The organism is Allobosea sp. 05T433, assembly GCF_056396065.1.
Map to the genome: position 1 here is coordinate 1 of NZ_JBFTKS010000059.1, position 11,898 is coordinate 11,898.

The following is an 11,898-nucleotide window of genomic DNA, read 5'->3' on the forward strand; positions in this document are numbered from 1 at the left end:
TCCCGCCCCGGTCCCGTCGCTCCGCCCTCGCCATCCATCTGCATCGTCTGTGCGCCATGGCACAATGGAAAGCCGTCGCTGGCCTCGCAGCGTGAGCCCGTCACCCGGTTGAGTTCGCTTCAATGGTCCGCGGTTAACGTGACAACGCCCTCTGTCGTAGCTGTGCAGCAGGATCAGGCAAAAGTTCCAAAAGGTAGGGGGTGGATTTTGACCACATCCGAGGAGTCATCGAGGCCTGCCGCCGTCGACTATGGGGCTCCTACGATAGCCTTTGACGGCGTCGGCGGCCTTCTGCACGGGAACGGCCTCTACAGCATCGTTTTGATTACCGGTCGCCCCACCGTAATGCGCGACCAGACTATCCCCATCGTCCCGGTCCTTTCGTGCCAGCTTCAAAGTAGCCGTGAAGGGCTCCTATCCCTCAAGAAGGCAATCGACGACTTAGTCTTGGCCACTACCGCGCCTCACGGTCAGGCGCAGTGACACGGAGCGCTACCTCTCCTGATGCGGGTCATCCAACTCGCCTTACTGTGTGAAAAAGTGGAGCCGCACTTAACTGGCCAATCGTTCGCGCATGCCGAACGTTGCTTCCCATTCTTCCTCTGACAGCAGCCCGCTCATCTCGTAGCGATCATCGAGGGTGCCAGTGGTAACGACCAGCCGAGATGATCACCGTTGAAGCCGTAGACGTCGTACCCGGTATTGCTCTTCTTCAGATACGCAACGCGCTTGCCGCTCCAAAGATAGATCGTCATTCCTCGACGATGGTCGCGCGGCGGAAGCCGCGGCATGATGGTGCCCCGATCCAACGTCGGAGCCCCACCATGAGCCAGCAGCACCACGTCGGCCTCGATGTCTCCGTGAAAGAGACCGCGGTCTGTATCGTCGATCGCCAGGGAAAGGTCGTGTATCGCACACCCTGAAGCGATCAGCGCCATCGGCCTCGGCCACATCTGAGCTCGCATTGGTCTGGAGGCAGGACCGCTTTCACCGTGGCTCTATGCCGGCTTGGTCGAGGCGGTACTGCCGGTGATCCACGTCGAGACCCGACATATGCGCGCTGCGCTTTCGGCCCGGAACAACATGACCGATCGCAATGACGCGCTCGGCATCGCACAGATGATGCGCGTCGGGCTGCTTAAACCGGTCCACGTCAAAAACTCCGGCCGGCCACTCGTTCAGAGCCGAGTTAGGCCGCAGTCAAGCAGGCCCTTGAAACTCGGCGCGTCACCTGTCATATAATTTTGCGACAGTTGACTAACGGGGGGGATGAGCCATGGTGGTTTCGGCTGAGAAGATGATGCCACCGGAAACCGGTGGAACCCTGCACAGGGTGACGGAACTGCTGGGCGGCGCCAAGCTGCTAGCGTGGCGCGTCACTAGCTCCCTGGACGCGCATGAGATGTTGCTACGAGGCCTACCGCCTTCGGCACTGGATCATCTTGTCGGGCAGCTCACCCATATTCAGAAGGCGGATTCGCTGGAGAAGGCGTTCGGCATGAGCCTGCGAACCTATCAGCGGCGCAAGGACGCGCCCGCAAAACCGCTGAGCCAGGAGCAGAGTGGACGGGCGTGGAAGTTCGCCGAGATTCTGTCGAAGGCAACGGATGTTTTCGGTTCGCAGGCAGAGGCTGAACAGTGGTTCGAACGCCCCGCGATCGGCCTTGACCAGCGTCGCCCGATCGACCTTCTGGCGACTCCGGCCGGCGTCGAGCTGGTAGAGGACTATCTGACCCGGCTCGACTACGGTGTCTATGCGTGACGCCATTGCCGAGCGTGCTTGGAGGCGCCGAGCTAATAGCTTGGCGCCTCGATCAAGCCATCCATGCATCGACCTGGGATAGCGGAGAAGGAGCCTATCGGGTCGGAGGGCGATGGAATAGCGCCGGAGTGCGTGCGGTATATTGCGCGCTCGATCCTGCGACGGCCATTCTCGAAGTTGCCGTCCACAAGGGCTTCTGGGTGCTAGACACCGTTCCCCATGTGATGACGGCGGCCGTTATTTCAGACATTGCTGCAGTCCATATCGTCACGCCGGATCGGGTACCGAATCCGAATTGGCTGCGCCCTGGCATCCCAAGTGCCGGCCAGCAGGTTTTTGGCGACGATCTGCTACGGCGGCATGCATTTGTCGTTGTTCCGAGTGTGGTTTCAACCCATAGCTGGAATTTGCTCTTCACGGCCGCCAGGCTGGGCTATGCGCGCCGAGTTCAGGAGTCGTTCGCGCTCGATACCCGACTTCATCCGCCGTCAGCGAAGTGACACGACATAGTGCCGCAGAACAGCGGCATGGTTCTGTTGCAAATTCCCGCGGCGCCATGGAATTTGGGGGTTCGTGCCGTTTCACGCCGCTGCGATAATGAAACTGCGCTGCGAACTGCTGGGCTTTGTCATGCTCCCCCTTCGTCGAGTGCCTCGAGCCTGCGGTGCAGATCGGTTACCTTGATGGCCTCGGTCGTGCCGCTTTACCAGACCGTCATCGGCTATGGCGCCGCCAAGCCGCTGCAGTTCACCCCGGCGCCGAACGAAAATCTGTTCCTCAACCGCATGCGTTGGGGGGAGTGATTCGAGTCCAGCTGGCATTGGCACGTTAACTGCCGGCGGGCGTCAGGGCCTGAACGGGTCGTCATCGGGTTCGCACGCCAACCCATGTCTTGGTCGACCGAATTCGGTTCCTCGCGAAAGTCATGCCCTGAATCGGGTCGGCTAATCACCCTTTTGCCTGCGCGCTCCGTTCGATTTGTCAGCCGACCGGTCGTACAATCCCGAAGGGGGCGATTCATCGGGCCCGCCGGTGGCGAATACGTCACTATCCGCTCGAAGCCATGCCCCAACCAAGAACTGCGCCGCACGTGGCAGGGTGGGGCTTTTTCGAGCAGCTCTTGTTCTGCCTCCTAATGAGGAAAGCGCAGCTTCGACGGGCGCAGTGTTCCGACTCCTGACACGGTTTGCCCAAGCTCGAACGTGCCGAAATGCTAATAACATGTCAGTTGTATCTTGCTGCAGCGTCTGTAATCCTTCCTTTCGGGAGGATCGAATGAAAACACATCTCATCATCGGTGCGCTGCTCGGACTGGCCGGGCTGAGCGAGGCCGCAGCCCAGGTGCCGATCCGGGTCTTCGCGAACTCAGCCCATCAAACGGCGTTTCAGGGCACACCTAACAGGCCCGAAACCAATCTCCAGGCGGCTTTCGAGCGCGAGACCGGGTTCAAGATCGTCTGGGAAACGGTGCCGTGGCCGCAGATGCAGCAGAACCTGCTCCGGACCCTGTCATCTGGTACATCGCAGTTCGACGTCGTGATGATCGAGAGCAGTTGGCCCTCACGCGACGTTCTGGAAAAGTTGGTTTCGCTGAAGGAGCGGCAGGCCCAGGCGCTCGAACTCGCCAAGATATTCCCGTCCATGCTCGCCGCTTACCAGCTTGACGGCGATCTCCGCGCGGTGCCGATCCGCTCGAATCCTCAGATCATCCACTACAATAAGCAGATCTTCGAGGAGCGTGGCATTACCGCGCCCAAGACCTTCGAAGATTTCCTAGCTGCCGCCGAGAAGGCCTCGCACAAGCGCGCGGACGGCGCCTCGGTCTATGGCCTAGCCATCAAGCCCGAAGAAGACATCATTACGACCGTCAAGGCTATGGGCGGCAATGTTCTGACGGATGATCACGAAGTAAAGGTCACCGAACCGAAGACCATCAAGGCGATCGAACGGTTGAGGACGCTGGTTGAGCGCGGCGCGCTGCCGCCGAACTTCGCTTCGATGGACGCCACCTCCGTCCAGACGATGATGCGCGAGGGCCTGGCTGCAATGTCGCTGTTCGGCGACAACTATTACAACCGCTTCAACGATCCGGCCTCGTCCCGCGTGGCCGGCAAGGTTGGCTTCTTCGCAATCCCCGGATCGGCCGAAGGCAGCTTCGCTCCGGCCAAGATGGCATTCTGGGGGGCAGCATTCCCGGCCAACGGCCGGGCCGAGGGGCGTGAAGCCGCCTGGACATTCATTCGCTACCTCGCCTCGCCTGCCGTGCAGTTGCGAATGGCCCAGAATGGCAATGGTCCGGTCGATCCCGAGACACTCGCCAATCCGGCCTTTGTCGCGGCCGCGCCCTATAGTGCCGCTTCGGCCGCCGCACTCGCGAACGGCGCCTCCCCGCTGCCGGTGTTCGAAGGTGCCAATCAGGTACGCGACATCTTCGTCAAGGAGGCTGTCGCCGCCATGATGGGCCGTAAGTCAGCACAGGCCGCCATGACTGATGCGCACGCGCAAATCCAACCTCTCGTCGCAGCGCGGCGATAAATTCAGGGGTGGGTCCGGGAATGAACGCGCCCTATGCGCTCTCGAGCCGCGACATCGTTTTGCGCGATGTCGACGTGCTCGTGCTCGGCGGCGGGATGTCCGGTGTCTTCGCCGCATTGGCGGCCAAGACGCCGCACCTGAGCGTCGCCATCGTCGAACCCAGCAATATTCTAGGCGGCCAGGGCACCGCAGGCGGTGTCGCCGGCTTTGTCGGTGACACCGCCCGGGTCAATTACATCTTCGCGGATCTGGTGGCGCGCCTCACCCGCGCCGGCAAGATCGAGCCCTATCGCAGCAATGACGACCGCCGCGCCTATGATCTCGAATCCTGCGGCTTCGCCTTGCAATGCATGCTCGACGAGGCCGGGATTGAGACTTGGCTGCATGCCGCAGCGCTTGATGCCAAGGCTGAGAATGGGAGCGTCACCGAAGTTCTGGTGCGATGTGGGCCGACCCTCGTGCGCGTCAGCCCCCGAGTTGTGATCGATGCGACCGGTAATGCGGTGATTGCCTCAGCCCTCGGCTGTCCTGTCACGCATCTTGGCGCGCGCGAACAATTGCCGATGAGCCTCTATTTCACCCTCTGGAACACCCACCAACTGGTGCGCCCGCTGCTGCCGGAGGGCTGCCCGAGTTGGGAGAGAGACGACGAGCTGCCTATGACGTCCTTGCACGGCTTTGCCGATGGCCGGGTCGAGGTGAAGATGAAAGTCGTCGGCTTCGATGCGGCTGATGGCTTCAGCCTGTCGAAGGCTGAAATCCATGCGCGCCGACAGATGATGGGCCTAGTCTATTATCTTCAGACGCGAGGCTATGGCGGCCGACACACCATCAATGGTGGCGCGCCGCTCGCCACATATACGCTGGCTCATACTGCTCGCAGCATCGGCCAACGCGAAGGCCGGCGCATCATCGGCAAAGCGACCTTGACGGATGCGGATGTCCGCAGCGGCGCGGTGTTCGACGACGCTGTCGCCGTCGGCACCTATCACCTCGACTTCCATTGGCCGGCGACGGAGCGGCGTGCAGGAACGGGCGTCACCGACATGGTCGAACCGTATCACATCCCGCTCGGCGCGATGATCCCGCAGGGCGCGAGCAATGTTCTTTGCCCCGGGCGTTCCCTGTCGGGCGAGCAACTGGCGCTGAGCTCCTACCGGGCGATGACGACATGCGCCCAGATGGGCTTCGGCGCGGGTAAAGCGGCAGCGCTCGCCGCAGCGCACGGCGGCGATATCGAGCGGATCGACATCAAGACTCTACGCCGGGACATCGAGGCAGGCGGCCAAAGTCTCGATCTGTCAACCTACGGCGACTATCTCCGTTGTCTGCGCCTGATCGACGAAGACACCGGCCTCGTGGCGGAAGGCGAGGCCGAGCTGAAACTGGTTCGCGCTCGCAACGGCCGGACCTATCTCGCCTGCCTCCAGCGCAGCGGGAAACTCACGATCTCCCTGCGCTTCCACCGCCACTGGTCGACCGTTGCCGTGACGCAGTTGGCCGGGCCCGCGCGACTGGTCAGATTTGCTAGTACAGGCGACGGGCTGCTCGACATGCAGCTCTCCGATGGCGGCGGCCGGCTCATGGCCTTTCGCGGTGAGGTCGCCCTCGCCTCTGACCGCGCGCCTTTGTCCTTACAGCTTCTGCCGGAACCGGGTTTAACTACCGCCTCGACGCTTGAGCGGAGCGAGAGTCTCGATGGCGGCAGCATAGCCATGGACGATCAGTTGACCGTCATTGCTATCTCCCCGACTGGGGCTAGCGCCGTACGCAGCGATTGCCGAACGTTCCAGACAACACTGGTCGCGCGCATCCTGGACGGCCACGAGATTCAGCTTTACCGCGCCGACGGGGCGGCGCGCGCGAACGGCGCGCACTTGATAGCGTTTGTCAAAGCGCCCGCAAAGGAGACCCGTTTCCTGATCCTTAGCCACGACCTCAATGGTGCCGTCACACCCGACATGATCGCGACTCCAATAGGTATCGCCGTCGCCTTCAGCGATTTGGACGGCAGGATCCGCTTGTGGGAAGGCGCGCTTGAGCAATTCTCGGCGCTGGGTTCGCCGGCGCCAGACCCGAGGGAGCTGCAGCGCGCACCTTACCAGGATCGGGTTCTGCTGGCGGGAGCACTCGGGGATGCCCGCCAGGACGCGCGTTGAGTTGAAGCCCGGCGCGGTAGGCCACGTAGCGAGCAAGCTCGCCCCCTTGCGCAACTGGTCGCTGGTGATGCCGCTTTATGCGCTTGTCACCGCCGTGATCGTCTTGCCCGAAATCTGGGCGCTCTATCTCAGTTTTACAGATTATTCAGTCGGCCGTGTTCCGAATTTCGTCGGCCTGAAGAATTATCGCGCGACCCTCGCCGCCGCCGATTTCTGGGCCTCGACCTGGCGCACGGCGGTTTTCGTCGCGATCGCCGTCAGCCTCCAACTCGCCATCGGACTTTGGCTCGCCTGCATTCTCGTGCGCGTGAGGCGCTTTCGCGCGCTGGTGATCGCCTGTCTCGTCGCTCCGATCGCCATGAGCCATGCGGTCACGGCGACGATGTGGAGCTATCTGCTCGATCTCAATGTCGGCCCGATCAACTACGCCATCGAACTTCTAGGCTTTCCCCGGCAGCAATGGCTTTCCTCGGATTCCCTCGCGCTTCCGGTTGTGGCCTTGATCGAATTCTGGGCCGGCATGCCCCACGTCCTCATCTTGCTGTTTCCGATCCGGGCGGCGCTGTCGCCGGAGATCTACGAGGCGGCCGAGATCGATGGTGCCAGCCCATTCCAGAGCTTCCTCAGCATCACGCTTCCCTTGATGATGGCCGGGTTGCTAATCGCCGCCGTCTTCCGCGTCATCATCACCATGCGCGCTTTCGGGACTGTCTGGATACTGACGAAGGGCGGACCGCTCGAGGCCACGCAGATCCTCTCGATCTATCTCTACAAGGTAGGATTCAGCTACTGGGAATTCGGACGGGCCGCCGCCATCGCCTGGCTCATGCTGCTGTTGACGGCCGCTGCCGCCAGCATTCAGGTCATCCGGCTTTATCGGGAACACTAAGATGGAGTCGTCGCGTGCAAGGCTGGGCTGGATAGATCGTATTGTGCTCGGAATTGCCGTGTTCGTCTCGGTCGTCCCGATCCTGGTGGTCGCGCTCTCGGCCCTGAAACCCGACCGGGACATCTTCTCTTATCGGCCGATCCTGCTTTTCTGGCCCACGCTGGCGAATTTCTTCAGTCTCGGCGAACGCTGGAGCAAGTTCATGCTGGGTCTGGCCAACAGCGCGGCTGTGACCGGCGGGTCGATTCTACTCGTGCTGGCCGTCAATCTTCCGGCCGCCTACGCCTTCTCGCGCTTGCCGCAATTCGGCGTGCGGCGCTCATCGGCGGTCCTGCTTGCGCTGAAGATGTTGCCGCCTCTGGTCGTCACCGTGCCGCTGTTCCCGATCTTTTCGAGCGTGGGCCTTGATGATTCCCGCCTCGGACTGGTCCTGGTCTATGCGGCCTTCGAGGTCAGCCTAGCGGTGATGATCCTGAAGACCTTCATCGACAACGTTCCGCTGGAAATCGAGGAGGCCTCCTTTCTCGACGGCTGCAGCCGTTTTCAGGCCTTTCGACGCATCATCCTGCCGCTGATCTGGCCGGGTATTCTGACAGTCGCCATCTTCGTCGCTGTGTTCGCCTGGAACGATTATATGTTTGGGCTCGTGCTAACGACGACGCGCACCGCAACCGCCCCAGTCGTCCTGGCCGACATGCTGTCGGGCATCGGCGAAGGCACTGCCAACTGGGGTGAGGTCTTCGCTGCGGCAACGCTGCAGATGGTCCCGGTGCTAATTTTTGTCTGGATCGTCCAGAAGCAGATGTTCTTTGGGGCCATGCTCGGTGCCACGAAAGGCTGATCGATGGTGAGAAATCTGCCCGCCGTCGTCTTCGAGGCATCCTCCCGCCAGCGGGCCTACGACAGCTTCGTAAAGAACCTGCTCGCCCACCGGATCAGGCCCGGCCAATTTCTCTCGCAGCGCGAATTGGTCGACATGACCGGCTTGCCGATCGGCACGATCCGCGAACTGGTGTCTCGCCTCGAAGGCGAAAGGCTGGTCAACGTAGTACCGAGCCGCGGGATGCAGATCGCCTATGTCGACATCGACTTGGTCAAGGACGCTTTCCAATACCGGCTGATGATCGAAAAGGAAGCCACGGCGAGCTTCATCGAGACGGCGACCGACCAGGCCATCCTGGCGATGCGCCGCGAACATGAGGAGATTCTGGAGCAGGATTGCCTGCGGGCAAACGGCCGAAAACCGGAATCCGACATGCTGGCCCGCGCCCGGGACGTTGACAGCGCCTTTCACGCAGTGATCGTCGATTCGCTCGGAAATCGGATCATCTCGGAAGCCTATCGCCTTAACTCGCTCAAGCTGAGTCTGATCCGGCAGGAACGCGGATTAATGACGGATTCTCTGGTTTCGATTGCGATGGGCGATCATCTGCGGATTATCGCCGCGCTAGAACGTCGCGACGGACCGGCCGCAGTGGCCGCAATGAGCGACCACGTGCTGCGCGGCTGCTCGCGCGCGCTTAGCCTGTAGGAATGTACGGACTTTGCGGGGGAGCAGATCGTCAAGCTGTTGCTGCTCGGGAAAAGTAACAGCGAGCTCGCTCACGAGCTTTCGTACAGCGACAAGACGGGCAAGGGCTCAATGACCACCCTAATGGCCAGGCCGAACGCTCGCAATCGCCTGCAGGTAGTCCTTGCGGCGCAAATGTTGAAGGCCGCATCCGACCCCTGCCTCACCGCCGCGGTGCAAAGGCTGAATAGCGCATCCTCCGGCGACCGCTGCGGATAGACCTCCAGCGCTCCAGGTCCTGATCGTCCGCAGAGACCATCAGATCAACGACCGCCCACATTAAGATTTGCAACTTGGGGTGCCGTATCCGTCCGCTTTCTCATCGCTTCGCCCTGGCAGGCAATTGGACGAGGCGACCTCAAACAAACGCTCAAATCGGTGCTAATCGCCCCAATGGACTGGGCTCAATACACCTCAAGCTTCGTCCGTTTGGTCGCTCACCTTGTACGTCGAGCGAACAAGCAATGAGGAGATAATAATTGCGAGCAACGGACTCCCGATGAAGAGTATGTCATCGATCTGGGGAGCGAGAGCTAACAAATATATAAGCCGCCAGATCGATAATGTCAGGAGAACGCTGCATAACAAGCCAAGAACAATCTTTTTTGCCATCTTATCCTTAGACCTTACCGGAAGGCTCCCGACAGGTTCGGTTATAGGAGGTTGGCCTGCTTCGCTTGTTAAAGTCCGCCAGAGACTTGTTCGTCGCTGAACGACAAGAGGAATTCGGAGCAACTCCGACCGCAGCAGCATCAAACGCGCTCTCAAGGCGCACAGCGCCTTTCTCCATCATGCGTATTTTGTCACCGCGGGGCATTCAATCTGTCACTGGCGCGGATCGGCGCCTGTTCAACAGGCGACACGTGGGGGAAGACGAACGAATGCCCAATCGCCCGAAGAGCGAGGTGAATGAAGAACGAGGCATAGTGTTGCCGCGATTGTAGGAAAAGTTCCGCAAACTGACATGCGTCGCCCGGCCCTGCCGGGCGTCGCTCCGTTTCCGGCAGCCCGGTTTTTTCGACGCGAGCATTCAGTCCGACCTGTGCAAGAGCGCGAATTCAGCTGAGAACCTGCGCGCATCCGACTGGTTCTTCGCCGGACGGATAATTTGTTTGAGCGGCTTCCCCCTCCCCGCGCGCCGTCCATAGGATTCGCGAGCGGCCGAGGAGCTGCGACGACCTATCTCCCCTTGATGGTCGCTCGAGGCGATGGACGCGCGGATCTCCCGGACGTCGAGCTTCCGGAGTTGGCCCCTAGCCGACGTGGCGGACGTCGGCTTTCGGGAATTCTGATCGGGGCGCCGGCCCAAGGGCACCATTGGCCCGTTCCTAATCTTGGAGGGAGTCTCGTTCAGGTAGTCCCGTTTGGCGGGAGGCGGCGGGTGGTCTGTTGCGCACCGTTGGTGCGCATCCCGCCTTGCTGGCCGGGCCCCGGACAATTTCGGCACCAGGGCCGACACGCAACAACCGACGCGCGCACACAACTGCAACTCCACTGGCGAAGAGCAGCCCCGCCGGCTGGGGGGGCGGATTGTAAGCGGGGCTGCTCCCAGGCCGTGTCGACGCTGGTTGAGAGCACCAACACGCGATTGCGAACCCATGGCAAAACCAACGGTTCCGCGGCTCGCTGAGATTTCACTCAGTCAGGAGTCTCTTTGCTCTTCAGGTGTGGTTTTATTGAACCGACGGTCAGCCATTAACGCCAAATCGACGGTAGGACCCTCCGCCCAAAATTCGGTGATAATGGCGGCGAGACGCTCCCGCTGTGCCGGGGCGCTCACTGTGTCGATGTGGGGCGTGATTTCGCTCTTCCGCGGGAAAGCCGACCCCGACGCAGTCATCGCGGCAGCAACCAAAGCGCAACCGGCGTGGAAGTCAATCCACTAAGTGCGGGTGAAATCATCCGACTTAGGTCTTCGAAGGGGATATTAATCAGCCGCCTAAAGTAAGTCCTGTAGCATTGACAACGAAACTGTGCGTGAATTATCGTAAGAATCAGACAGTTTGGTTTATGTAACTGATTACAACATATCTCAGTTCTATTAATGACTGCAAGTAATCTACTTGAAAAAAGATGGATTCGTCATGCATCGCTTAAATTCTGGATTTATTATTTTTTGTTTGCTTGCAGCTACGTCAACATTGGCGTATTCGCAAGCATTGACCGTCAGTTCTTCGCCGGAATATCATGAAGGTATTGCAGTCAACGGCTCGCCGACGCCGCAACCCTACCCCTCCTGCGAACGCAAGCTGGTGAGGAGCCAATGGCTTTGGGAATGCGACCCTGCCCGGCGGAACGGGCGCGGTGGACCAGCAACACCGGCAGCGATTGGTCATTGGACGAGCGGCTCTGTCGAGAGCTCTGGGGTCGGTCGGAGCGATGCCGGCGTGGTACGATACTACAGGGCCATTAGCGCGAATGGCCGCCCGACGCGTGCGCCCAGCCGCCATTGCATCATTCAGCAGTATGACGGCGACCGTCTGTGGGTCTGCCCACCACGCGCTACCGCGTCTATCGGCGCCCGCGCATCGTCCGTTCAGGGCCTCGCGGGCGGCAACGTCCTGTACTATGCGGCCGTTTCTCCTGATGGTCGGCCGACCCGCGCGCCCAATGCAGCGTGTTACCTGACGCAGCGGGGTGGCAGTCAAGTCTGGACCTGCCCGCCGACCACGACAGGCGCCATTTCTTCAGGGACCTCAGACCGCTCCGGCGGCGGCGAGGGAAATTTGAGCTCCAACGCCGCCGGCGCAAGTGCCACTGCGAATAACGGCGGCGGAGGGGCCGCGTCCTCGTCCGCCGCCGGCGGTAATGGCAACTCTGTTGGCGGCGGCTCCGTAGGAGGCTCAGGCGGAGGTTCGGGCGGTGGTTCCGGTGGCGGCTCCGTCGGAGGCACGGGCGGAGGCTCGGGCGGTGGTTCCGGTGGCGGCTCCGTCGGAGGCACGGGCGGAGGCTCGGGCGGTGGTTCCGGTGGCGGCTCCGTCGG

At 61.2% G+C, this 11,898-nt stretch carries 8 protein-coding genes and 1 pseudogene; 8 read left to right on the forward strand and 1 reads right to left on the reverse strand.

Going from position 1 to position 11,898, the window contains the following annotated elements; genetic code table 11:
* Window positions 1–617: 617 nt before the first annotated feature.
* Entirely contained in the window at window positions 618–791 is a 174-nt protein-coding gene (locus tag AC1DGP_RS34070; RefSeq protein WP_441508491.1) for a 4-fold beta flower protein, read from the reverse strand.
* A 33-nt stretch (window positions 792–824) separates the two neighbouring features.
* On the opposite strand from AC1DGP_RS34070, the pseudogene AC1DGP_RS34075 reads away from it, so the two are divergent.
* The 8 genes and pseudogenes from AC1DGP_RS34075 to AC1DGP_RS34110 all read left to right on the forward strand — a co-directional run.
* Window positions 825–1,215, forward strand: a pseudogene (locus AC1DGP_RS34075) (IS110 family transposase); the annotation flags it as partial.
* Window positions 1,216–1,297: 82 nt separating this feature from the next.
* Complete coding sequence (parS, locus tag AC1DGP_RS34080; protein WP_441508527.1) at window positions 1,298–1,762, forward strand: type II RES/Xre toxin-antitoxin system antitoxin; 465 nt, start codon at window positions 1,298–1,300, stop codon at window positions 1,760–1,762.
* Window positions 1,759–2,262, forward strand: a complete 504-nt coding sequence (locus AC1DGP_RS34085; RefSeq protein ID WP_476833188.1) for an RES family NAD+ phosphorylase — start codon at window positions 1,759–1,761, stop codon at window positions 2,260–2,262. Before parS ends, AC1DGP_RS34085 begins: the two co-directional genes overlap by 4 nt.
* Before the next feature lie 664 nt (window positions 2,263–2,926).
* Window positions 2,927–4,297: an ABC transporter substrate-binding protein gene (locus AC1DGP_RS34090; protein ID WP_476833189.1), complete on the forward strand. Its 1,371-nt coding sequence runs from the start codon at window positions 2,927–2,929 to the stop codon at window positions 4,295–4,297.
* Window positions 4,298–4,317: 20 nt separating this feature from the next.
* The gene (locus AC1DGP_RS34095) at window positions 4,318–6,456 is read left to right on the forward strand and encodes an FAD-dependent oxidoreductase (protein WP_476770792.1); all 2,139 of its coding nucleotides are present in this window, start codon (window positions 4,318–4,320) and stop codon (window positions 6,454–6,456) included.
* Entirely contained in the window at window positions 6,434–7,345 is a 912-nt protein-coding gene (locus AC1DGP_RS34100) for a carbohydrate ABC transporter permease (RefSeq protein WP_476770793.1), read from the forward strand. Before AC1DGP_RS34095 ends, AC1DGP_RS34100 begins: the two co-directional genes overlap by 23 nt.
* A 1-nt stretch (window position 7,346) precedes the next feature.
* A complete protein-coding gene (locus tag AC1DGP_RS34105) occupies window positions 7,347–8,186 on the forward strand; it encodes a carbohydrate ABC transporter permease (protein ID WP_476833190.1) in 840 nt (279 codons plus the stop codon).
* A 3-nt stretch (window positions 8,187–8,189) separates the two neighbouring features.
* Window positions 8,190–8,876, forward strand: a complete 687-nt coding sequence (locus AC1DGP_RS34110) for a GntR family transcriptional regulator (protein ID WP_476770993.1) — start codon at window positions 8,190–8,192, stop codon at window positions 8,874–8,876.
* Window positions 8,877–11,898 lie beyond the last annotated feature (3,022 nt).

Excerpts from the sequence above, each read along its gene's own strand:
- AC1DGP_RS34095 (WP_476770792.1), top strand. The coding sequence starts at position 4,318 with ATGAACGCGCCCTATGCGCTCTCGAGCCGCGACATCGTTTTGCGCGAT.
- parS (WP_441508527.1), top strand. The coding sequence starts at position 1,298 with ATGATGCCACCGGAAACCGGTGGAACCCTGCACAGGGTGACGGAACTG.
- AC1DGP_RS34110 (WP_476770993.1), top strand. The coding sequence starts at position 8,190 with ATGGTGAGAAATCTGCCCGCCGTCGTCTTCGAGGCATCCTCCCGCCAG.
- AC1DGP_RS34100 (WP_476770793.1), top strand. The coding sequence starts at position 6,434 with ATGCCCGCCAGGACGCGCGTTGAGTTGAAGCCCGGCGCGGTAGGCCAC.
- AC1DGP_RS34070 (WP_441508491.1), bottom strand. The coding sequence starts at position 791 with ATGCCGCGGCTTCCGCCGCGCGACCATCGTCGAGGAATGACGATCTAT.
- AC1DGP_RS34105 (WP_476833190.1), top strand. The coding sequence starts at position 7,347 with ATGGAGTCGTCGCGTGCAAGGCTGGGCTGGATAGATCGTATTGTGCTC.